The sequence below is a fragment of the Herminiimonas sp. NPDC097707 genome, assembly GCF_044761395.1.
Lineage (GTDB): Bacteria > Pseudomonadota > Gammaproteobacteria > Burkholderiales > Burkholderiaceae_D > Oxalicibacterium.
This window is the reverse complement of record NZ_JBIWCI010000001.1, coordinates 460,775-483,060: the sequence shown is the minus strand read 5'-3', so window position 1 is coordinate 483,060 and position 22,286 is coordinate 460,775. Positions and strand designations below refer to the sequence as shown.

The 22,286-nt window shown below is 54.7% G+C and carries 18 protein-coding genes; 11 read left to right on the top strand and 7 right to left on the bottom strand.

What is annotated here, in order from left to right:
• Positions 1 to 79: 79 nt before the first annotated feature.
• The 3 genes from ACIQW9_RS02235 to ACIQW9_RS02225 form a co-directional block, all read right to left on the bottom strand.
• A complete protein-coding gene (locus tag ACIQW9_RS02235; RefSeq protein ID WP_402332409.1) occupies positions 80 to 1,807 on the bottom strand; it encodes a methyl-accepting chemotaxis protein in 1,728 nt (575 codons plus the stop codon).
• A gap of 542 nt (positions 1,808 to 2,349) precedes the next feature.
• Positions 2,350 to 3,063 carry an rRNA pseudouridine synthase gene (locus ACIQW9_RS02230; RefSeq protein ID WP_402332406.1) on the bottom strand — a complete coding sequence of 238 codons (714 nt, stop codon included), beginning with the start codon at positions 3,061 to 3,063 and terminating at the stop codon, positions 2,350 to 2,352.
• A 96-nt stretch (positions 3,064 to 3,159) separates the two neighbouring features.
• Positions 3,160 to 3,837: a hypothetical protein gene (locus ACIQW9_RS02225; protein WP_402332404.1), complete on the bottom strand. Its 678-nt coding sequence runs from the start codon at positions 3,835 to 3,837 to the stop codon at positions 3,160 to 3,162.
• 389 nt (positions 3,838 to 4,226) lie between these two features.
• On the opposite strand from ACIQW9_RS02225, the gene ACIQW9_RS02220 reads away from it, so the two are divergent.
• The 4 genes from ACIQW9_RS02220 (at position 4,227) to ACIQW9_RS02205 (ending at position 9,874) form a co-directional block, all read left to right on the top strand.
• Positions 4,227 to 6,419 carry a YgiQ family radical SAM protein gene (locus ACIQW9_RS02220; protein ID WP_402337824.1) on the top strand — a complete coding sequence of 731 codons (2,193 nt, stop codon included), beginning with the start codon at positions 4,227 to 4,229 and terminating at the stop codon, positions 6,417 to 6,419.
• A gap of 194 nt (positions 6,420 to 6,613) precedes the next feature.
• The gene (gene gshA / locus ACIQW9_RS02215; protein WP_402332401.1) at positions 6,614 to 8,200 is read left to right on the top strand and encodes a glutamate--cysteine ligase; all 1,587 of its coding nucleotides are present in this window, start codon (positions 6,614 to 6,616) and stop codon (positions 8,198 to 8,200) included.
• A 384-nt stretch (positions 8,201 to 8,584) separates the two neighbouring features.
• Positions 8,585 to 8,896 carry a BON domain-containing protein gene (locus ACIQW9_RS02210; protein ID WP_402332398.1) on the top strand — a complete coding sequence of 104 codons (312 nt, stop codon included), beginning with the start codon at positions 8,585 to 8,587 and terminating at the stop codon, positions 8,894 to 8,896.
• A gap of 300 nt (positions 8,897 to 9,196) precedes the next feature.
• Entirely contained in the window at positions 9,197 to 9,874 is a 678-nt protein-coding gene (locus ACIQW9_RS02205; RefSeq protein WP_402332395.1) for an OmpA family protein, read from the top strand.
• Between the two features lie 216 nt (positions 9,875 to 10,090).
• On the opposite strand, the gene egtB is transcribed toward ACIQW9_RS02205, so the two are convergent.
• Together egtB and egtD are read right to left on the bottom strand one after the other, a co-directional pair.
• Positions 10,091 to 11,344: an ergothioneine biosynthesis protein EgtB gene (egtB, locus tag ACIQW9_RS02200; RefSeq protein WP_402332392.1), complete on the bottom strand. Its 1,254-nt coding sequence runs from the start codon at positions 11,342 to 11,344 to the stop codon at positions 10,091 to 10,093.
• Between the two features lie 107 nt (positions 11,345 to 11,451).
• Positions 11,452 to 12,414, bottom strand: coding sequence for an L-histidine N(alpha)-methyltransferase (egtD, locus tag ACIQW9_RS02195; protein ID WP_402332390.1), 963 nt, complete (start codon positions 12,412 to 12,414; stop codon positions 11,452 to 11,454).
• Between the two features lie 378 nt (positions 12,415 to 12,792).
• Between egtD and ACIQW9_RS02190 the strand changes: the two genes are divergently transcribed.
• The 7 genes from ACIQW9_RS02190 to ACIQW9_RS02160 all read left to right on the top strand — a co-directional run bounded on the left by ACIQW9_RS02190 (position 12,793) and on the right by ACIQW9_RS02160 (position 20,141).
• On the top strand, positions 12,793 to 14,580 hold the full coding sequence (locus ACIQW9_RS02190; protein ID WP_402332387.1) for an ABC transporter transmembrane domain-containing protein: 1,788 nt from the start codon (positions 12,793 to 12,795) through the stop codon (positions 14,578 to 14,580).
• A gap of 79 nt (positions 14,581 to 14,659) precedes the next feature.
• Positions 14,660 to 15,634 carry a thymidylate synthase gene (locus ACIQW9_RS02185; protein ID WP_402332384.1) on the top strand — a complete coding sequence of 325 codons (975 nt, stop codon included), beginning with the start codon at positions 14,660 to 14,662 and terminating at the stop codon, positions 15,632 to 15,634.
• A gap of 17 nt (positions 15,635 to 15,651) precedes the next feature.
• The gene (locus ACIQW9_RS02180) at positions 15,652 to 16,140 is read left to right on the top strand and encodes a dihydrofolate reductase (RefSeq protein WP_402332381.1); all 489 of its coding nucleotides are present in this window, start codon (positions 15,652 to 15,654) and stop codon (positions 16,138 to 16,140) included.
• Positions 16,141 to 16,325: 185 nt separating this feature from the next.
• Complete coding sequence (locus tag ACIQW9_RS02175; RefSeq protein ID WP_402332379.1) at positions 16,326 to 18,578, top strand: Orn/Lys/Arg decarboxylase N-terminal domain-containing protein; 2,253 nt, start codon at positions 16,326 to 16,328, stop codon at positions 18,576 to 18,578.
• Positions 18,579 to 18,704: 126 nt separating this feature from the next.
• Positions 18,705 to 19,127 carry a VOC family protein gene (locus ACIQW9_RS02170; protein ID WP_402332376.1) on the top strand — a complete coding sequence of 141 codons (423 nt, stop codon included), beginning with the start codon at positions 18,705 to 18,707 and terminating at the stop codon, positions 19,125 to 19,127.
• Between the two features lie 76 nt (positions 19,128 to 19,203).
• On the top strand, positions 19,204 to 19,593 hold the full coding sequence (locus tag ACIQW9_RS02165) for a DUF488 domain-containing protein (protein ID WP_402337822.1): 390 nt from the start codon (positions 19,204 to 19,206) through the stop codon (positions 19,591 to 19,593).
• Between the two features lie 80 nt (positions 19,594 to 19,673).
• The gene (locus ACIQW9_RS02160; protein WP_402332373.1) at positions 19,674 to 20,141 is read left to right on the top strand and encodes a PliI family lysozyme inhibitor of I-type lysozyme; all 468 of its coding nucleotides are present in this window, start codon (positions 19,674 to 19,676) and stop codon (positions 20,139 to 20,141) included.
• Between the two features lie 217 nt (positions 20,142 to 20,358).
• Here the strand turns inward: ACIQW9_RS02160 and ACIQW9_RS02155 are convergent, their stop codons facing one another.
• The gene (locus ACIQW9_RS02155; RefSeq protein WP_402332370.1) at positions 20,359 to 21,603 is read right to left on the bottom strand and encodes a CaiB/BaiF CoA transferase family protein; all 1,245 of its coding nucleotides are present in this window, start codon (positions 21,601 to 21,603) and stop codon (positions 20,359 to 20,361) included.
• 63 nt (positions 21,604 to 21,666) lie between these two features.
• Positions 21,667 to 22,263 (bottom strand): recombination mediator RecR, encoded by a 597-nt coding sequence (gene recR, locus ACIQW9_RS02150; protein ID WP_041322211.1) that lies wholly within the window; start codon positions 22,261 to 22,263, stop codon positions 21,667 to 21,669.
• Between the last annotated feature and the right edge of the window lie 23 nt (positions 22,264 to 22,286).

Genomic DNA, 22,286 nt, shown 5'->3' with positions numbered 1-22,286 from the left:
GGGATTCTGCAGCAAGGCGATTTAATCGCCTCTCGCAGAATCCCTTTTTTCTTATCCGCGTGTTGCGGATAAGCGGTCGTTAAAACTCTTCCCAGTCATCACCGCCGGCAGCAGCCGGTTTCGGTGCTGCAGATTTCTTCGATTCAGTCACCGCCAGTGATGAAGGTGACGAAGCTTTTCTGGCAGGAGCAGCAAGTGGTTTATGCATAGCTGTCGATTGCACCGTACGCGGCGCGGCTGACTGTGCTGTCGCATAGCCACTGCCAACGCGGAACACACTGACGGCTTCCGCCAGATTCTTGGCCTGATCCTGCAGGGATTCAGCGGCAGCTGCTGCTTCTTCCACCAGCGCGGCATTCTGCTGCGTAACCTGATCCATCTGGCTGACAGCCTGATTGACCTGCTCGATACCGTCGCTTTGCTCCTGGCTGGCAGCGGTAATCTCGGCCATGATATCGGCGACGCGTTTGACGCCATCGACGATTTCATCCATCGTGGTGCCGGCTTCTGCCACCAATTTACTGCCCGCATCGACCTTCTCGACTGAATCGCCGATCAGAGTCTTGATCTCTTTTGCCGCAGCAGCCGAACGTTGCGCCAGATTACGCACTTCCGTTGCCACTACCGCGAAGCCGCGGCCCTGTTCGCCGGCGCGCGCTGCTTCAACTGCAGCATTCAATGCCAGGATGTTGGTCTGAAATGCAATGCCGTCGATGACGCCGATGATGTCGACAATTTTCTTCGCCGAGTTGTTGATGGCACCCATGGTATCGACCACTTGCGAAACCACCGCACCACCCTTCACCGCGACCGTCGAAGCTGCCACCGCCAGTTGATTGGCCTGACGCGAGTTATCGGCATTCTGTTTCACGGTCGATGTCAGTTCTTCCATCGAGGAAGCGGTTTCTTCCAGCGAGCTGGCTTGCTGTTCGGTACGCGAGGAAAGGTCCAGATTACCGCTGGCAATTTCACTCGATGCGGTTGCAATCGTATCGGTGCCGAGGCGAATCTGCGTAACGGTACGCACCAGATTTGCCTGCATACGGCCCAATGCGCTGAGCAGCAGCCCTGGCTCATCCTGGGTCGCTGCCATATCGCTGCGTGCCGTCAGATCGCCTTCTGCTACCGACTCGGCCACTTTCAAGGCTTCATGCAAGGGACGCGTAATGCCCACCGTCAGGCGCCAGGCGATGAGTGTGCCCAGCAGGATCGCAATCACAGCGCCTATGATCAGCGCCATACGACCGGACAGATAATCGTCGGTGATCGATTGATCTGCCAGTTTGACTTCGTTTTCATAGTAAGCAAGCACGTCTTTCACGCTATCAACGTAAGCATCCAGTGCCGGCACCATTTTTGTGTCGATCATCTGATTGGCTTCCGTGATATTGCCACCGGCCTTGACGCCAAGAATCGACTTGCGGATATCAATGTAAGCACTACGTTTTTTGCCCACTTCGGCAAACAGTTCTTTTTCCTTGTCGCTATTGATGCGATCTTCAATACTTTTTTGAATTTCGGTAATCTGCTTGCTCTGTGCAGTAATCGCTTTTTGGAAGAATTCCTGCGATTCCGGATCCGATGCCTTCACCAATGCCAAAGTACGCGACGCGTTGACGCTGGTTCCCAGCAACCAGTTTTGCGCTGATTTTTGCATACCCAGCGAATCATCCACCAGGTGACGGCTTGCACCGTTGATGTTTTCTAGGCGCATGATGCCGGTGGCACCCATTGCCGCGACCAACAGCAGGATCAAACCGAATCCCAGTCCCAGTCGGGTACCTATTTTCATATTTGCAATGCGCACGGTGTCTTCTCCAAAATTGTTTTTTTATGCTTTAAGTACTGTTGCCATTTCATCAGAATGTCGATCACGCAGATGACATTCTGAAAACAAAACCGACATCGCAAAAGCTAGTCATACGTTTGTCATATAACGGCTGTTAATACGCAAGCTTGACGGTGATTGAGCGATAAATCGCAAAAATAGCTAAGGATTTTTAAATGCTTGAAGATTTGCTGCGTCATGCAGCGTGACGAAAACCAGACGAATCTGCCTGATGGCATCTCAGCGGCCATCGTTGAACGCTTGCATCTTGCTCCTCCAGGCCTCGTATTCTATTTTTGACAGAGTATCGCTATCCGTCAGGCCGTCTATATTCATCATTTTATTCATCAAAAACGAGCGATAAATAAAATAAAGCAATGTTGCTGGCCAGAACTTTACACCCGATTTATCCAAATAAACAGATCAATGAAACCATACACTGACAAAAGAGAATCAGGCGCAAGACATGGCCAAACGAAGCGCCAGATTAAAGTGCCTCTGCAGCGGATGTATTAGAACCGTTAGAACCGCTCATAGCCTTTCAGGTAACGCCATTGCCCGACGGGCAAGCTCGCCATCGGAATGCGTGCAATACGGATGCGTTTCAGATTGAGCAGCTTCAAACCCACCATTTCACACATGTGTGCAATCTGGCCACGCTGTCCGGCCTTCAGTGCGAAACGCAGCCGCGTTTCGTTTTGCCAACTGACTTTCATCGGTGCCAAAGGCCGGCGATTGAAGCTCAGGCCATGATTCAGCAATGCCAGGCCGTTCGGTATCACATCGCCGCTGACTTCTGCGATGTATTCCTGTTCTATCGTTGCGGCATCATCAACCAGCTTGCGCGCGACATGCCAATCCTGCGTGAAGACCATGAGGCCGCTGGCATATGTTTCCAGGGCATCGGTCGGCTTTAATTCGCTGGTATGTTTTTTCAGGAAGCGTATGCCGGAACGATCTTCCGCATACAGGTTTTCCGGCGTGATCAGTCGCAAGGCGGCGTCGGCATCGATGTCGGCCGGCTTGTGCAACAGAATCGTGACAGGATTGATGGCGACCAGAGTCGCATCGGGAGAAAGATGAATCGCCTGCTGTGTTGAAACCCGGTGTCCGGGCTCTTCAATCACAACGCCGTCCACCGTCACCCAGCCGCCTTCAATATATTGTTCGGCTTCGCGACGCGAACATGGCACAGTGTCGGCGACGCGCTTGGCGAGGCGTATGGAATCAGTCATGTGCTGGCAATCTGAAAAAGATGGCTATTGTCAGCCTGCCGCACATCTATCGCAAGCGTTTTAGCACCTGCCTGCGCACATCAACTTGTCCAACAGTTAGGCGACCTTGCTGTCGACTGTAGCTGTTTTCGGCGCCAGGCTCACGTTCCCGGAAGGAATGCCTGCACTTTCCCATTGATCGAACTGGGCCATCACGGCTGCATATGTTTGCTGGCTGATTTCAGGCAGCTTGCCGCCCAGCATTTCCGTCGCCTGCTTGAAGCCTTTTTCAACTGCCGCACGCACTGCCGCCAGTTTCGCAGGATCGTCTCCGATGGAAGCCTTGGAAAAATTCAGGATGCGCTCTGCAACCTGACGCACGCCCATTTCGCCGTCTTCGGCAATTGCCGCCTTGGCTTTCTCTATCGAGGCCGCATCGGCAGTCAGTTTTTGTTCGCCGCTGATTACTTTGGCGATATCCAATCCCTGCTGCGTCATCAAAGGCAGGATCAGATTGATAATTTCCTGCACCTTGCGATTGGATTCTTCCAGCATGGTCGCTATGTCCGTGCGCGCTTGCATAGGATCCGTATGCGTTTGCGCCGGATTAGTGCGCGGGTTCGGATAAGTGCTGGCATCTGTTGTCGCCTGCTCGCCCAGCGTCACCTTGTCGCCAGGCGGCGTCTCGATTTTTTCGGTTTGGCGCGACGTATTCTCACGCGTGGATGCGACAGCGGCAGGTGTCACAGCCGGGCGTGGCGCGCTGTTTGTGATGTTGTTTGCAATGGTAGTCATGATAGATCCTTATTTTTATCAAGCCGATCCTGAAAATGATCGCATTGACAACATCCTTTGTGAATTTGCCACGATCGTATAAGGTATATCGACGCAAAAATGGAAAAGCTGAGCATTGTTTACATTCCGTTAACAATTGTTTTCTTTTAAGACAACTTTATATTTGCGTTTAAAAGTGAAAGTAGACTTATCGCAAGCCCGATATCGTTGCGATCGGCCAAAGGCTGTCATACTGTCGTCTTCTTCGCCAACGGCGACATGACAGCCTTCCGGCCACGTCATTTCCGATATTGCATTCCATGAGCGCTCAGCCAAAAAATCTGTTTTCCTATCCCGTCAAACATTCGCCCAAGGGCAAGACGGCAGCCAAACCTGCACCTTTCCTGCCAATGTCACGGGCCGAGATGGATGTACTCGGCTGGGATAGCTGCGATGTCATTCTGGTGACCGGCGATGCCTACATCGATCATCCAAGCTTTGGCATGGCGCTGATCGGACGATTACTGGAATCGCAGGGATTTCGCGTCGGCATTATCAGTCAGCCGGACTGGCTGTCGGCCGAACCGTTCCGCGCACTCGGCAAGCCGAATCTGTATTTCGGCATCACGGCCGGCAATATGGATTCGATGGTCAACCGTTATACGGCGGACCGCAAGATACGCTCCGACGATGCCTACACACCTCATGGTGTAGCCAACAAGCGCCCGGATCGCGCGCTGACGGTCTATTCGCAGCGTGTTCGTGAAGCTTATCCCGGCGTCAATGTCGTCATCGGCAGTATTGAAGCGAGCCTGCGCCGTATCGCACATTACGATTACTGGTCGGACAAGGTACGCCGCTCGGTGCTGCCGGATTCAAAAGCCGACATTCTGATCTTCGGTAACGCAGAGCGTGCGCTGGTCGATCTGACGCATCGCGTCGCCGCCGGCGAACCGATTTCTTCCATACGCGACCTGCGCGGTACCGCCTTCATGGTGCCATCGGGCTGGAAACCGACGCCGGAATGGGCCGAAGCCAATTCCACGCGCGTCGATACGCCGGGCAAAGTGGAAGCGCATCCCGATCCGTATGAAATGAAAATGAAGAATACGGAAGGCTGCAAAACCGACGAGGCCGTCCCCGTCGAACCCGCTGTCAAAGTCATCAAGATCATGAGCCGCGAAGAACGGCGCGAAGCCGAGAAGGAAGTGCGCAACAAAACCGTCGTGCGCCTGCCTTCCTACGAGGTGATCAAGGACGATCCGGTTTTATATGCGCATGCATCGCGCGTCTTCCATCTGGAATCCAATCCCGGCAATGCACGCGCCCTGGTGCAGGCACACGGCGAACGCGACGTCTGGCTCAACCCGCCGCCGCTACCGCTGGCGATGGATGAGATGGATGGCGTGTACGACATGAACTACGCACGCGCACCGCATCCAAGCTACGGCAAGGCAAACATTCCTGCGTGGGAAATGATCCGCTTCTCGGTCAACATCATGCGCGGCTGCTTTGGCGGCTGCACCTTCTGTTCGATCACCGAACATGAGGGCCGCATCATCCAGAGTCGTTCGGAGCCATCCATCCTGCGCGAAATCGAACTGATACGCGACAAGACCAAAGGTTTCACCGGCACGATTTCGGATCTGGGCGGCCCGACCGCGAACATGTATCGCCTCGCCTGCAAGGACAAGCGCATCGAAGAATCATGCCGTCGCCTGTCCTGCGTGTATCCAAGCATCTGCTCGAATCTCGGCACCGATCACAGCAAGCTGATCCAGTTGTATCGCAAGGCACGCGCGATTCCCGGCATCAAGAAAATCCTCGTCAGTTCCGGCCTGCGTTACGACCTTGCCGTACGTTCGCCGGAATATGTGAAGGAGCTGGTCACGCATCACATCGGCGGCCTGCTGAAGATCGCACCGGAACATTCGGAAGAAGGCCCGCTGTCGAAGATGATGAAACCGGGCATGGGCGCCTACGACAAGTTCAAGGAATTGTTCGAGAAGTATTCGAAGGAAGCCGGCAAGGAACAGTATCTGATCCCTTACTTCATCGCCGCCCATCCTGGCACCACCGATGAAGACATGCTGAATCTGGCTTTGTGGCTGAAGAAAAACAACTTCCGTCTCGATCAGGTACAAACCTTTATGCCGACGCCAATGGCGCTGGCAACGACGATGTATCACACACGTAAAAATCCTTTGCGCAAAGTGACGGAAGATTCGGAAGCAGTCGAGACTGTACGCACCGGCAAGATCCGTAAATTGCACAAGGCCTTCCTGCGGTATCACGATCCGGATAACTGGGAAATCCTGCGTGAAGGCTTGCAACGCATGGGACGCAGCGATTTGATCGGCAGTGGCGAGCATCACCTTGTTCCACGCCATGATGCCGGCAACCGCAGTCTGGCGATTGCAGAACGTCGTCGCGAAACACCGGGACCGAATCAACTTGCAAAAAAATTCGGCCAGAACAAGCCGCGTCCAGGCGGAGCCGTTCAGCGCACACCGGTTGCGCGCAGCACGACGGGACGCGTGATCGTTGCGGCAAAACCTGCACGCAAGGGTATGGCTGTTGCAGCAAAGGGCGGTCGCAAATAAACCTTGCGGCCCGTCCGTTTTGCTAGGATCGTACCTTGATATTTTGATCCACATCATTGGATGTCAAAATTCATTCATATTGTTATTCTCAGCCGCAAAAAATCCTGTCACCCTACCTGCTCGGCCGTTTTCGGTTATTCTTCCGCCAAAGTTACCGCGCTTGATCAGGCGGGATATCGATAGAGGATCACCAATTGAGCAATTTATTCACGCGCCGACTCGCGCTAGTGGCAAGCGATGCGCATCGCAGCTTGCTGGATCAGGGACGCCGCGGCATAGAACGGGAAACCCTGCGCGTCGATATGCAGGGCCGTCTCGCCGTTGATCCGCATCCAGCTGCACTCGGTTCTGCATTAACCAATCCGCAAATCACCACCGATTATTCCGAGTCCCTGCTGGAATTCATCACTCCTGCAGAACATGATATCGCCACCGCACTGGACGATCTGGATCGCATTCATCGCTTCACCAATGCCAGACTGGAACATGAATTATTGTGGAGTCAGTCCATGCCGTGCATCTTGCCGGATGAGGCGGACATTCCCATCGCCTGGTATGGCACCTCGCATATCGGCATGATCAAGCACGTTTACCGGCGTGGCCTTGCGCTGCGCTACGGCAAGGCCATGCAATGCATCGCCGGCCTGCACTACAACTATTCGCTGTCGGAAGACCTGTGGCGCGTCTTGAAAAAAGATGCAAACAGTACGGCAGACGACAAGACCTTTCAATCCGAGAGCTATATCGCACTGATACGCAACTTCCATCGTTACAGCTGGTTGCTGATGTATCTGTTCGGCGCATCGCCTGCGCTATCAACGCACTTCCTGCGCGGTCGCCAGCACGAACTGGAAACGCTGTCCGACGATACGCTGTACCTGCCTTATGCAACCAGTTTGCGCATGAGCGATCTCGGTTATCAAAATGATGCACAAGCCGGTTTGATGCAGCCGTATAACGATCTGGAAAGTTATATGCGCAGCCTGTCGCGCGCAGTGCGCCAACCGTATCCTGCCTATGAAGCCATAGGCACCCAACGCGATGGCGAGTGGATACAGCTCAATACCAATCTGCTGCAAATCGAAAACGAGTATTACGCCACGATCCGCCCCAAACGCGTGATCAACAGCGGCGAACGGCCGGTCGAAGCGCTATGCGCACGCGGCGTGCAATATATCGAAGTGCGCTGCATGGATATCGACCCGTTCGAACCGCTCGGCATCAGCCTCGAAACCTCACGTTTCCTCGATGCCTTCCTGCTGTTCTGTGCGCTGGATGAAAGCCCGTTCACGGATGAAGCCAGCCATCGCGAAAAAACGGAAAACTTCGCCAGCACCGTCAAGCAAGGGCGTCGTCCCGGCCTGCACCTGCAACGCGACGGCGCTCCGATCGCATTGCAGGCTTGGGGACTGGAACTGCTGGAAAAAATTCAGGCAGTCGCCAATGTACTGGACGCCACCAGCAAGGATCAGCAACATGCGCGCGCACTCGCCACGCAAAAAGACAAGCTGCTGCATCCTGAGTTGACGCCTTCCGCACGGGTGCTGGCGGAACTGCAAACGACCGATCAATCGTTCGAGCAATTCGGCCTGCGTCAGAGCATTGCGCACGCTCAATACTTCCGTGCACGTCCATTGAGTACGGAAGAAAATGCCTACTTCAATACGCTGGCGCAGGACTCCATTGCCCAGCAGGCAGAGATGGAACGTACGCAGAACGGCGATTTCGATGCTTTCGTTCTTGCCTACAGCACAAGAACGCCGCAGCAACTGTGCGATTGATCGATGGATCGATGAATTTTCCCGTTTGTAAAAAAGCCTGCCTATCTAACTGATACGCAGGCTTTTTCATACCCTGCAACACTCATCCTTGATTGCACGCGCAATAATAAAGCGGCTGCACACTATCTCTACAGCAGCAAATTCGGCATCAACAATATTGGCGTGCATAAATATTTCTCCCCGGAAGCGCATTATCAAACTGTGTTCGTTAGCGCACAGACCACCCCATTACGTCTCGGTAATCTTGCCTCATCGACGGGTCTTACGCATATGCAAAACGTCGGCAGCTAACTTCATGGATTGCATGAAGTTGCGGCATTTATTACGCGGCGTCACTCAAACGAGTATCGCCTGCTGTAAAGATAGACCAACCGGAGAAAAACCATGACCAAAACAAAATTGATCACCACACTGTTCGCTGCCTTGATGCTGACCGCCGTCGTCGGTTGCGCCTCGACTGATAAAAAAGAAGGAACAGCTGAATACTTTGATGACAGCGTCATCACCACCAAGGTAAAAGCGGCCATCTTGAATGAGCCCGGCTTGAAATCCACGGAAATCAATGTGGAAACCTTTAAAGGTACAGTACAGCTGAGCGGTTTCGTCAGCGAAAAACAGGATATTGCCAAAGCCGGTGCGGTAGCACGTGGCGTCAAAGGCGTACAAGCGGTTAAAAACGACTTGCGTCAAAAATAAACATGGCCGGAGAAATCACCGAGGTGATTTCTCCTTTTGTTATTGCCTTCCCGCACACACGATCGAGGACAATAACAAAACGATTGTTAACAAATGCAGTGATTTTCTTCCTGCGTCAACGCATTCATGCTGACTGCGTTATATTTACTCGAAACAAATAAATTGCTGCGTCGGGCACCAAAAAGCCGTGCCGCAATCCAACTATTGCGTTTGCCTGATCGATGGTGAGTGGCATCAAACTTTCCATTCTCCGATCGGTAGCACACGCATCATTTCAATAAATTCTTACAAGGAAACGTCATGCGCACATTAATGATTGGCAGTCTTGCCGCCGTATTGGCTCTCTCCGGCTGCGCCAATATGTCCGAAACAGAGCGCGGCACCGCGCAAGGAGCTGGCATAGGTGCAGGCTTGGGCGCCTTGATCGGCGGCGTGGGTGGCGGCTCGAAAAACATCGCGGGCGGCGCTGCATTGGGCGGCATACTCGGTGCAGTTGCCGGCAATGTCTGGTCCAGCAAAATGGAAAACCAGAAACGCGCAATGGAACAGGCTACTCAAGGTACCGGCGTACAAGTTACACAGACTGCCGATAACCGCCTGAAACTTGATATCCCCAGCGATATTTCATTCGCGACCGGCCGCTCGGACATCAATTCCAGCTTCCGCCCTATCCTGGATCGCTTTGCTACCGGCCTGGTAGACAATCCTGCCGCGACCGTCACTATCATCGGCCATACGGATAGCACCGGCAGCGATGCCATCAATAATCCGCTGTCATTCGATCGCGCCTCGCGCACGCGTGACTATCTGGCAGGCCGTGGCGTAGCGCCACAACGTATCTATGTAGATGGCCGCGGCAGCCGCGAGCCAATCGCCAGCAATGCCAACGAAGCCGGCCGCGCACGCAATCGCCGCGTTGAAATTTACGTGGCAGAGCAGCAAGCTCAGCAGCCACAACAGCAACAGCAACGATATTAATTCTGCTGTACAAGGTTCGCTGTAAAACGAACTGCCTGCAAGAGAAAAAAGCCCTCGACGATGAGGGCTTTTTTTATGTCATCGGATATAAAAATCGCTGAAAATAGCGAATAGGCGCTTCACGCGGCTGAATAAGAGTAGATATCTGGTCATCAGCAAAAAATAAAGCCGCTGGCAGCGGCTTTCGTACGCATGCTGTTTCCTCCTCCCAAATTTCTAACGCGCCAACCGGATACCGGAAAACTGCCAACGCGCCGTCGCCGGGAAAAAATTACGGTAAGTTGCACGGCTATGCCCATCCGGCGTAACGCAGGAAGAGCCCCGCAACACATACTGATTCGACATGAACTTGCCGTTGTACTCGCCCAAAGCGCCAGCCGCAGTCGCATAACCAGGATATGGCGCGTAACTGCTGGAGGTCCACTGCCAGCAAGTGGCAAACATCTGTTTCAATTCTGTTGCTGCATGTTCTGTTGTATGCACTGCTGCCAAGGACTGCCTGGCCGCATGCTCCCACTCCGCCTCGGTAGGCAGGCGCGCACCCGCCCAACGTGCATAGGCATCGGCTTCAAAATAGGAAATGTGCGTCGCCGCCGCATCCGGATCCAGCGCCTGCAAACCGTGCAAGCCAAATACCTGCTGGGCTGCCGCTGCATCATCTGTGTACCAATACAAAGGCTGCGTCAATTGCTGCGTCCGCACCCAATCCCATCCTTCCGACAACCACCACACCGGATTTTGATAGCCGCCGGCGTCAACAAAGGCCAGGTATTCGCGATTCGTCACCAGACGTGATGCCAGCGCATAGGGTTCAATGAATTGCCGATGTGCGGGCATTTCATTATCGAAACAGAATCCGGTATCGACGTGGCCGATCTGTACCACGCCGCCCTTGAAAGACTGCCATTGCAACTCACCCGCTGATGCTGAAACAGGATGCGGTGAAGCGCAATACGCCGGCTTCAGCGGATTGCACCACAGCAGATGCAGTACATCGGTCATCATCAATTCCTGATGCTGCTGCTCATGCTGCAAACCCAGTTCCAGCAAACTGCCGATTTCAGCGCATGCATGATCTGCCAGCGGCTGTGCGAGCAATGCCGTGATGCGTGCATCGACATCCCGGCGATATGCCTGCACTTCGGCAAACGAGGGACGCGTCAGCAAACCGCGCTGCGCACGCGCATGCTTGTCGCCGATACCGTTGTAATAGGAGTTGAACAGCACACGGAAAGCAGGATGATATGGCTGGAAATTCGCTTCAAAACGTTCAAGGATGAAGGTTTCAAAAAACCAGCTGGTATGCGCCAGATGCCATTTGATGGGGCTGGCATCCGGCATCGATTGCGCACAGCAATCCTCCGCCGACAAGGGTGCCGCCAATGCAGATGAGAGCCCACGTACTGCGGCAAAACGCTGCGCCAAATCACTAGCCTCATGCAAATGGATACGTGCTGTCTGTACGTTCATGCTTACCCACAATATTGATGGCGAGTCATTTGCTGCACATGACTTCCTTGCCGTTTAGCGGAAACCGATTCGACCGCGTGTTTTACCAAAATGTTCCAGCCTGTGCGCTATGCCGTCTGTGCATGGCACACCATGAACCACTGCTGCGGATCGCTCCAGCATCGGACATTGTTGAATCCGGCCTGCGTCAGCAGATTGATAAAATCCTGCTGCGTATATTTGTAACTATTCTCGGTATGAATACGTTCGCCCTGCTCGAAACAACGCATGCCGCCAGTCCAGCGTACCGTCTGTTTCGAGACAGCTTCCAGATGCATTTCTATGCGACTCAATTTCCTGTTGAAGAATCCGCAATGCCGCCATGCGCGCACATCGAAATCCGCGCCCAGCAAACGATTCAAATGCAACAGCAAATTCAGATTGAAGGATGCCGTCACGCCCAAGGCATCATCATACGCCGCATCCAGTATCGATTTTTCCTTCAGCAGATCGACTCCTATCAACAAACCGCCAGCGCCGCCCTCATCCTGTGAACAAGCTGCCTGCAAACGCTGCAGGAATGCCAATGCCTGCTCCGGCGTGAAGTTTCCTATTGATGAGCCGGGATAAAAGAACAGCCGGTTTTCCTCTCGCACGCCCTTAGGCAACACCAGCTCCGTCGAAAAATCCATACCGACCGCGACCATGTCTATCGCAGGAAAGCGATGCTGCAGGCGACTCACGGCTTCGTGCAGGAATTCGACCGAGATGTCGACTGCAACATATTGCGCCGGCTGCAGTTGCGGAAACAGACGCGCTGCTTTTGCACAATTGCCGGCACCAAGATCAATCAGCGTCGCTCCGGCGCCTACCGCCTGTGCAATATCACGCGCATGCCGACTGAAAATTTCCGCCTCGGTGCGAGTCGGATAGTATTCCGGCAGTTCGCAAATCGCTTCAAACAGTTTGGAACCCAGGGCATCGTATAAAAACTTCGGTGAAGTATAGGCGCAAGAGGCGTTCAAACCTGCGAGCAGCTCATCCTCGACAGTCTGTTTGCCTTGTTCCAGCAGTTGAATGAATTGGGTCAAACCGGCTCCTTCTGAAATAATGCTGACATGGGAAACAATACGCCTATGTGCGCATCGCGGGTATCGACATGAGTAGAATCAGACAGCAAAAAGCCTTCCGCCGTTCCCGCCTGCTGCAAACGCAACTTGTGTTGCGCACTGTCGCCCCCATATGGCAGCGATATAAACGCGTAGAACCTATGCATTTCACCACTCTTGCCGGCAAAGCTGGCAAATACATCGCGGCAACTGGTGCTAAGCTATATGCCGCGTCAGCGAACATGCCGATGCGTACGGCAAGCCGGTCATGCAAGTCATCCATGTCATTCGAGCCTGACGCAGGCATATTGAAGCCTGCTTCGCTCCCTGCAATAAATTTTTACGCCAGCCACTGACCCTATGATCCCAAAGACGTCCCGAGAATTACAAAAAGGCAGCATCGCCACCTTGCGCGGCTTGCTGAAATTTTTGCTGCCCTATAAAAAACAATTTGCGCTGGCCGGCATCGCACTGCTGGTGGCGGCAGCAGCGACGTTGGCTATTCCATATGCATTCCGCCAGATGATCGATCTCGGCTTCGGCGCCAACGGCATACACGATACCGGCAGCATCAATACCTACTTCCTCGCTCTGTTCGGTGTCGCCTGCATACTGGCGCTCGCCACTGCCGCGCGCTTTTACATGGTGTCATGGCTGGGTGAGCGCGTAACGGCAGATGTACGTAGCGCCGTCTATTCGCATGTCGTCACGCAAAGTCCGCAATTTTTCGAGACGACGCAAAGCGGTGAAGTCCTGTCGCGCCTGACTACCGATACCACGCTGATCCAGACCTTGATCGGCACCAGCATATCGATGGCATTGCGCAATACGTTGCTGTTTGCCGGCGGCCTGGTGATGCTGTTCGTCACCAGTATCAAACTGTCGTCGATTATCCTCGTGATGCTGATTGCGACGGTATTGCCTATCGTCTGGTTTGGACGGCGCGTGCGCTCTCTGTCACGCGACTCGCAGGATAGGGTCGCAGACTCGTCTGCCCTGGCCGGTGAAATCCTGAATGCGATGCCGACTGTGCAGGCATTCACGCATGAAAAAATTGAATCCGGACGTTTCAGCAAGACGGTGGAAGATGCCTTCAAAACCGCGATGCGCCGCATACGCGCCCGCTCACTGTTGACGATGATTGCGATTCTGCTGATTTTCGGCGCGATTGTTTTCGTCCTGTGGCTGGGTGCGCATGCAGTGATTGACGGCACGATGAGCGGTGGCGAACTCGGTCAGTTCATCCTGTATTCCGCCATTGTGGCCGGCGCGATCGGCGCCTTGTCCGAAGTGGTGGGCGATGCGCAACGTGCAGCAGGCGCGACCGAACGCTTGCTCGAATTGCTCGCAGTGCAGTCGCCGATTTCCTCGCCTGCCGCCCCTCTCCCCTTGCCGCCACGACGCGCCAACGGTTCCTCACTGGCACTGGATCTGGTGAGCTTTCATTACCCTTCGCGCCCATTGACGCCAGCGATATCCAATTTCTCGATCGCGATCAAGGCCGGCGAAACGGTGGCAGTGGTCGGCCCGTCCGGCGCCGGCAAGACATCGCTGTTTCAGTTGCTCCTGCGTTTTTACGATCCGCAGGAAGGCGTGATCGAACTCGACGGCGTCGATATCCGCCAGCTCGATCTGCATACCTTGCGCAATACCATCGGCATCGTGCCGCAGGACACCGTGATTTTTTCAGCCAATGCGATGGAAAACATACGCTACGGTCGTCCCGATGCCAGCGATGAGGAAGTCATCGCCGTGGCAAAAATGGCCGCTGCGCATGAATTCATAGAACGTTTGCCGGAAGGCTATCACTCCTTCCTCGGCGAACGCGGCGTACGCCTGTCCGGCGGTCAGCGCCAGCGCATCGCCATCGCGCGCGCCTTGCTGAAGAACCCGCCCTTGCTGCTGCTCGATGAAGCCACCAGTGCGCTGGATGCGGAATCGGAACGTCTGGTGCAGAGTGCGCTGGAAGCGGCGATGGTTGGTCGCACCACACTGGTGATTGCGCACAGGTTGGCAACCGTGCAACGCGCCCATCGCATCATCGTGATGGAACATGGCCACATCGTCGAAACCGGTACGCATGCATCGCTGGTCGCTGCCGGCGGGCTGTATGCCAGTTTGGCTGCGCTGCAGTTTGGACAGCATTGATCGCATGGTCCTTAAGTTAAAATAGCGAAATCCCGGGAATCAGCATTTCCCCGCAACCCTCAATAAAAACGGACTATGCATGAAACAGTATCTTGACCTGGTGCGGACCGTACTCGATTCCGGCACCTGGCAGGAAAATCGGACCGGCATACGCACCATCAGCATTCCCGGTGCGATGTTGCGCTTCGATCTGCAAAAAGACGGTTTTCCCGCCATCACGACCAAACGGCTGGCATTCAAGTCCGTGATCGGCGAATTGATCGGCTTTTTGCGCGCCAGCCGCAGCGCTGCCGAATTCCGCGCGCTCGGTTGCAAGGTCTGGGATCAGAATGCGAACGAAAACGCCGAATGGCTGAACAATCCCTATCGTCTCGGCGAAGACGACCTCGGCCCGGTGTATGGCGTGCAGTGGCGCCAGTGGCCGGCCTACAAATTGCTGGACGCCGATAACAAGCTGCAAATCCAGGATGCGCAAAAACGCGGCTTTCGCCTGATCTCGGCCGTCAACGACGAAGGCATAGACAAAGTGCTGATGTACAAGGCAATCGACCAGTTACGCGATTGCCTGGATACCATCATCAACAATCCGGCCAGTCGCCGCATCCTGTTCCATGGCTGGAACTGCGCCGAGCTGGACGCGATCGCACTGCCGGCCTGTCACCTGCTGTATCAGTTCCTGCCGAACCAGACCACGAAAGAAATTTCGCTATGCCTGTACATCCGCAGCAACGATATCGGCCTCGGCACGCCTTTCAATCTGGCGGAAGCGGCTGCCTTGCTGCACGTGGTCGGACGACTGACCGGCTATACGCCAAAGTGGTTCACCTATTTCATCGGCGACGCGCATATCTATGAAAATCATCTGGATATGCTGAACGAGCAAATGACGCGCGAACCCTACCCCGCGCCCAAGCTGGTATTGTCGGATCGCATTCCCGACTACCGCGTTACCGGAAAATACGAACCGGAATGGCTGGAAAAACTCGAACCCAGCGATTTCAGCCTTGAAAACTACGAACATCACGCACCATTGAGTGCGCCGATGGCGGTTTAATATTTAGAACCATATTCATGCCTGCACACCTGACCATCGTCGTCGCCATCGATACCAATAACGGCATCGGCATCAACAACACCCTGCCCTGGCATTTGCCGGAAGATCTGGCGCACTTCAAGCGCACGACCTCCGGCCATGCCATCATCATGGGACGCAAGACCTTCGATTCGATAGGCCGCCCTTTGCCGAATCGCCGCAATATCGTCATCACGCGCAATACGGAGTGGCAACATGCCGGTGTCGAAGCCGTCACCTCGCTGGCTGCTGCCAAGGCGCTGGTCGATGGCACGCCAGCCTTCATCATCGGCGGCGGACAGATTTTTACCGACACGCTAGCCGACAGCGACCGCCTGATCGTGACCAGAATAGACAAAGCCTTCGACTGCGATGCATTTTTCCCTGCCATCGATCCAGAACAATGGCAGGAAACCGCACGTGAAGAGCATCATTCCGAGGCGAATGGATTCGATTTCGCCTATATCACCTACGACCGGATCGCCTAGAATCCGGCTTTTTGTCATGTTGCCATCACGTTCAGGCCCGACACTGGCAGTATCACTCTGGTAACAAGCAGCCGCAGATCGCGCGATCTGCGGCTTTTTCTCCCCACATCGCCCGCATATCTGCGAAAATTCGCTTTCTTTATAAGGTACCCAATGGGTGCCATTTCCGTCGTCTTGGAGACTGCATGAAATTCCGTTTTCCCATCGTCATCATCGATGAAGATTTCCGTTCCGAAAACACGTCCGGACTGGGCATACGCGCCTTGGCCGAGGCAATCGAAAAGGAAGGCATGGAAGTGCTGGGCGTTACCAGCTACGGCGACCTGTCGCAATTCGCGCAGCAGCAATCGCGCGCATCCGCTTTCATCCTGTCCATCGACGATGAAGAATTTGGCGCCGGTTCGTTTGAAGAAACCGATTACGCATTGAAATCGCTGCGCGCCTTCGTCGCAGAAATTCGTCACAAGAACGCCGACATCCCGATTTATCTGTACGGCGAAACGCGTACCTCGCGCCATATTCCGAATGACATCCTGCGCGAACTGCACGGTTTCATTCACATGTTTGAAGACACGCCCGAGTTCGTCGCGCGCCACATCATCCGTGAAGCGAAGTCCTACATGGACGGCCTCTCGCCGCCATTCTTCCGCGCGTTGGTGCATTACGCGCAGGACGGTTCGTATTCATGGCACTGCCCTGGCCACTCAGGCGGCGTAGCTTTCCTGAAGTCGCCTATCGGCCAGATGTTTCATCAATTCTTTGGTGAAAACCTGTTGCGCGCCGACGTCTGCAATGCGGTGGAAGAACTCGGTCAATTGCTGGATCACACCGGCCCGGTCGCTGCGTCCGAACGCAACGCTGCGCGCATCTTCAATGCCGATCACTGCTACTTCGTCACCAACGGCACCTCGACCTCGAACAAGATGGTCTGGCACTCGACGGTCGCTCCGGGCGACATCGTGGTGGTCGATCGTAACTGTCACAAATCGATTCTGCATTCCATCATCATGACCGGCGCGATTCCTGTCTTCCTGATGCCGACGCGCAATCACCTTGGCATCATCGGGCCGATTCCGCTGTCCGAATTCACGATGGAAAACATACGCGCCAAGATCGAGGCCAATCCGTTTGCCCGCGAAGCCGTCAACAAGAAACCGCGCATCCTGACCATCACGCAATCGACCTACGATGGCGTGATCTACAACGTCGAAACGCTGAAAACCATGCTGGACGGCGAAATCGATACGCTGCATTTCGATGAAGCCTGGCTGCCGCACGCGACCTTCCACGACTTCTACAAAAACATGCACGCGATCGGCAAGGACCGTCCACGTGCAAAAGAATCGATGATCTTCTCGACGCAATCGACGCACAAATTGCTGGCCGGCCTGTCGCAGGCATCGCAAATCCTGGTGCGCGAATCGGAAAAAGTAAAGCTGGATCAGGATGCTTTCAATGAAGCCTATCTGATGCATACCTCGACCTCGCCGCAGTATTCGATCATCGCTTCATGCGACGTCGCGGCTGCCATGATGGAAGCGCCAGGCGGCACCGCGCTGGTGGAAGAAAGCATACTGGAAGCACTGGATTTCCGTCGTGCGATGAAAAAGATCGATCAGGAATGGGGCAAAGACTGGTGGTTCCAGGTCTGGGGCCCGGACAGCTTCAGCGAAGAAGGCATCGGCACCCAGGATGACTGGATGATACGCGCGGAAGACGACTGGCACGGCTTCGGCAATCTGGCTCCGGGCTTCAACATGCTCGATCCGATCAAGGCAACCATCGTCAATCCGGGTCTGTCACTGGACGGCAAGTTCGGCGACTCCGGCATTCCCGCGTCCATCGTCACCAAATACCTGGCCGAGCATGGCGTCATCATTGAAAAATGCGGCCTGTATTCGTTCTTCATCATGTTCACGATAGGCATCACCAAAGGCCGCTGGAACACGCTGCTGACCGCCTTGCAGCAGTTCAAGGACGATTACGACAAGAATCAGCCTATGTGGCGCATCCTGCCGGAATTTGCCGCCGCCAATCCGCGCTATGAAGGTATCGGCCTGCGCGATCTGTGCCAGCAGATTCACGACTTCTACAAAGCCTATGATGTCGCGCGTTTGACGACCGAGATGTATCTGTCCGACATGCAGCCGGCAATGAAGCCATCCGACGCATTCTCGAAAATGGCGCATCGCGAAATCGACCGCGTACCTATCGACGAACTGGAAGGTCGCGTCACATCGATCTTGCTGACACCGTATCCACCGGGTATCCCTCTGCTGATTCCAGGCGAGCGTTTCAATAAAACCATCGTGGATTACCTGAAATTTGCACGCGATTTCAACGAGAAATTTCCCGGCTTTGAAACCGATGTGCACGGCCTGGTCAAACGCGAAGTCGATGGCAAGCGCGGCTACTTCGTGGATTGCGTGCGGCAATAATTCAATAGAGATTGCAGGACCAGTACCAACAAATAATGCAGCCACGGGCTGCATTATTCATTTGGGAAAACGGATTTCTGCTGTGGGGATTAAAATACATGGCATCCGGCTTGAAGGAGCACGAACATGAAACCACGCATCAGCGTCATCACCCTGGGTGTCGATGATCTGGAAAAATCGCTGCAGTTCTATCGCGATGGCCTGGGCCTGCAAACGCAAGGCATCATCGGCAAGGAATTCGAACATGGCGCAGTCGCCTTCTTCGACCTGCAGCCCGGATTGAAACTCGCACTGTGGCCGCGCAACAGCATGGCGCACGACACCGGTATCGCCGTCGCTCCTGTCAGTGCAACTGAATTCACGATAGGACACAATGTCTCTTCAAGGGACGAAGTGGATGCGGTCATGCTGCAAGCTCAAGATGCCGGCGCCATCATCGTCAAGCAGGCGCAGACGACCTTCTGGGGCGGCTACGCCGGCTATTTTCAGGATCCCGATCGGCATCTGTGGGAAGTGGTGTGGAACCCGGATTGGGCAGCGCCGGACTGAAGCTGTTCGCCGGACAGGAATAGGAATCGGCGACTCTGTATCAAATACAAACCGAAACAATGAGCCGGAGGTCATGATGGTTGCACGCATCGTCAAATTGGGCAGCGAACGCATCGCAGGTGAAGGCTTGCGCATAGGCACGGTACGGCGGCCGCCGCGCGGCGTGCCAAAAGAGGAATTCTCTTCGCACAACTGGTACGACGTCTGGTTCCCCAATCTTTCACCCAGTGCCGAAATCGTGCCGCTCGCCCTGCATGCCACGACAGAGGCGGAGTGGAATGCATTCGCGAAAAAATATCGCGCAGAAATGGCGACGCACGACAACACGCACACCATCGAACTGCTGGCAGCACTTTCGCATCACACCAACTTCTCGGTCGGCTGTTATTGTGAAGATGAATCGCGCTGCCACCGCTCCATACTGCGCGCACTGCTCAAGGAGAAGGGCGCAAAAATAGCCTCGTAAAATCTCCGCCTGCGACGCCGGCTGGATACGCCATCACCGCATCGAAAAACTTTTTACACATCCTGCCTGAAAATAAATCAATGAAGAAAATCGCCCTGCTGTTATTCAGCCTCACCGCCAGTCTCATGATCACCAGCAGCGCCAGCGCCGCCGACAAGGATCGCACCGTCACTGCCACCATGCCGCAAGGTATGATCGTAGTCGTCTCGGAAGGCCGCATGGAACCACGCAGCGCCGGCAGCTACAGCCTGCACCTGTATGCAAAGAACGACCCTGCCTATCCTTATGATCGCTTTATTGCCGGACTGGTACGGCCGCGCAACGGCACCGTTCAGGAAATCAAATTTGCCGATGTCAATGGCGATAAAAAACCTGACATCATCGTCCTCACCCGTTACACCGGCAGCGGCGCATTCGTCACCGTCGATGCATTCCGTTTCAACAAGCAATCCTTGCAACCATTGCAGTTGCTGACCACGATTGCAGGAATGGATGCCGGGAACGATCCGGTGAAAGCCTTGAAGAAGAAACTGAGAACAGCGCGCTGATGCGCCATCAAGAACAAGAGGGACATACACAGGCGGAAAAGCGAGCGCTTTCCGCCATTCACTGCACTATCTAGTTAAAGATCAAACCGTTAAACGTCCAGTAGCCGAATAGAAAAAGCGCAATCGCAATGGCAAACTGTTTCCAGAAATTCTTGTTCATATCATCGTCCCTTAGTCTGTCTGTTTGCGGCGTTTATCAAGGCGTTAATAAACTACATCACACCACGCCGTCACGTCTCAACTCTGTAATATCTGCCTCATCATAACCCAGCATTTTCAACACATCGTCCGTATGTTCGCCCAATGCCGGCCCCAGCCATTTGGTTGCGCCCGGCGTCTCGGATAGCTTGGGCGTAATTGCCGGCAGCTTGATCGGCGTACCATCGGCGAAGGCGTGCTGCTCGAACATATTGCGCGCCAAGAATTGCGGGTCGCTCATCATGTCTTGCACCGAATAGATTTTACCGACCGGGACATCGGCTTTCTGCAATATCAGCAGCGCACTTTCTATCGTCTGCGTCGTGCACCATGCCTGAATCGCGGCGTCGATTTCCGCCGTGCGCGGCACACGGCCGTCGTTGCGTGCAAGTTGCGCGTCATTGGCGAGGTCGTCACGCTCTATGGCCAGCATCAGGCGCTTGAAGATCGCATCGCCGTTGCCTGCGATGACGATGTTTTCACCATCGCCGGTGGTATAGGTATTCGACGGTACGATACCGGGCAAGGCGCCGCCGGTACGTTCGCGCACGACACCGGCGTAATCGTATTCCGGCACCAGCGATTCCATCATATTGAAGACGGCTTCATACAGTGCAACGTCTATCATCTGCCCCTGTCCTGCGACACACTCTGCGCCGGACTTTCCATTCCATCGTCCACCGGTCGCATCGCGATGGCGCAGCGCCATCATGGCGCCTATCACGCCGTGCAGGGCCGCCACCGAATCGCCGATCGAGATACCTATACGCAGCGGCGGTCTGTCCGGAAAACCGGATACATAACGCATGCCGCCCATCGACTCGCCTATCGCGCCAAAACCCGGCTGATCTTTCAGCGGACCGGTCTGACCGAAACCGGACAGACGCACCATGATGGTGGCCGGATTCTCGGCCTTCAGTTGTTCGTAACCCAGCGACCATTTTTCCAGTACGCCGGGCCGGTAGTTCTCGATGATGATGTCGGCTTCCAGTGCGAGTTTTTTCGCGATCTGCTGGCCGCGCGGATCTTTCAGATTCAATGTCAGGCTTTTTTTGTTGCGTGCCTGTACCGACCACCACAAGGAGGTGCCATCCTTCAACACCCGCCATTGCCGGATCGGATCACCGCCATCCGGCGATTCGATCTTGATCACGTCGGCGCCGAACTCGGCCAGCATGCGTGAACAAAACGGACCGGCAATCAAGGTGCCGAGTTCAAGAACCTTGATGCCGGCCAGCGGGCCGGATGATGCAGTTTTAGTCATGACGGTCAGAAAAGAATTCAAAGATATGCAGCATGATCAACTCCGCAGGCCAAAGAAAAAAGCCTAGGTCGTACGCCTATCCAGCATGGCGCGCGCGATGGTGCCGGCATCCACGTATTCCAGCTCACCGCCGACCGGCACACCGCGTGCCAGACGGCTCACCTTCAAGCCACGCGCCTTCAACGTTTCGCTGATGTAATGTGCGGTCGCTTCGCCCTCGTTCGTGAAATTGGTTGCCAGTACCACTTCCTGCACGATGCCGTCGGTCGCACGACTGATCAGTTTTTCCAGATGGATGTCTTTCGGGCCGATACCGTCCAGCGGCGACAAGCGACCCATCAGCACGAAATACAAACCCTTGAACGTCAGCGTCTGTTCTATCATCAACTGGTCGCCCGGCGTTTCCACCACGCACAATAAAGCCGCATTACGTTCTGCGTCGAGGCAGGTTTCGCACACGGCGCTTTCCGTAAACGTATTGCACATCGCGCAGTGCTGCACGCGCTCCACCGCCTGCGACAAGGCGCGACCCAGCATGGCTGCGCCATCCCTGTCATGCTGCATCAAGTGATACGCCATGCGTTGTGCAGACTTGGGCCCGACACCGGGCAGGCGTCGCAATGCTTCAGTCAAAAATGCAAGGCTGGACGGGGATTTCAAACGATGGCCTTCAATTTATACGA

Bases quoted from the DNA above. Each gene is read 5' to 3' on its own strand.
- ACIQW9_RS02230 (WP_402332406.1), bottom strand. From the start codon at position 3,063: ATGACTGATTCCATACGCCTCGCCAAGCGCGTCGCCGACACTGTGCCA.
- ACIQW9_RS02225 (WP_402332404.1), bottom strand. From the start codon at position 3,837: ATGACTACCATTGCAAACAACATCACAAACAGCGCGCCACGCCCGGCT.
- ACIQW9_RS02220 (WP_402337824.1), top strand. From the start codon at position 4,227: ATGTCACGGGCCGAGATGGATGTACTCGGCTGGGATAGCTGCGATGTC.
- ACIQW9_RS02210 (WP_402332398.1), top strand. From the start codon at position 8,585: ATGACCAAAACAAAATTGATCACCACACTGTTCGCTGCCTTGATGCTG.
- ACIQW9_RS02205 (WP_402332395.1), top strand. From the start codon at position 9,197: ATGCGCACATTAATGATTGGCAGTCTTGCCGCCGTATTGGCTCTCTCC.
- egtB (WP_402332392.1), bottom strand. From the start codon at position 11,344: ATGAACGTACAGACAGCACGTATCCATTTGCATGAGGCTAGTGATTTG.
- ACIQW9_RS02190 (WP_402332387.1), top strand. From the start codon at position 12,793: ATGATCCCAAAGACGTCCCGAGAATTACAAAAAGGCAGCATCGCCACC.
- ACIQW9_RS02185 (WP_402332384.1), top strand. From the start codon at position 14,660: ATGAAACAGTATCTTGACCTGGTGCGGACCGTACTCGATTCCGGCACC.
- ACIQW9_RS02180 (WP_402332381.1), top strand. From the start codon at position 15,652: ATGCCTGCACACCTGACCATCGTCGTCGCCATCGATACCAATAACGGC.
- ACIQW9_RS02175 (WP_402332379.1), top strand. From the start codon at position 16,326: ATGAAATTCCGTTTTCCCATCGTCATCATCGATGAAGATTTCCGTTCC.
- ACIQW9_RS02170 (WP_402332376.1), top strand. From the start codon at position 18,705: ATGAAACCACGCATCAGCGTCATCACCCTGGGTGTCGATGATCTGGAA.
- ACIQW9_RS02165 (WP_402337822.1), top strand. From the start codon at position 19,204: ATGGTTGCACGCATCGTCAAATTGGGCAGCGAACGCATCGCAGGTGAA.
- ACIQW9_RS02160 (WP_402332373.1), top strand. From the start codon at position 19,674: ATGAAGAAAATCGCCCTGCTGTTATTCAGCCTCACCGCCAGTCTCATG.
- ACIQW9_RS02155 (WP_402332370.1), bottom strand. From the start codon at position 21,603: ATGACTAAAACTGCATCATCCGGCCCGCTGGCCGGCATCAAGGTTCTT.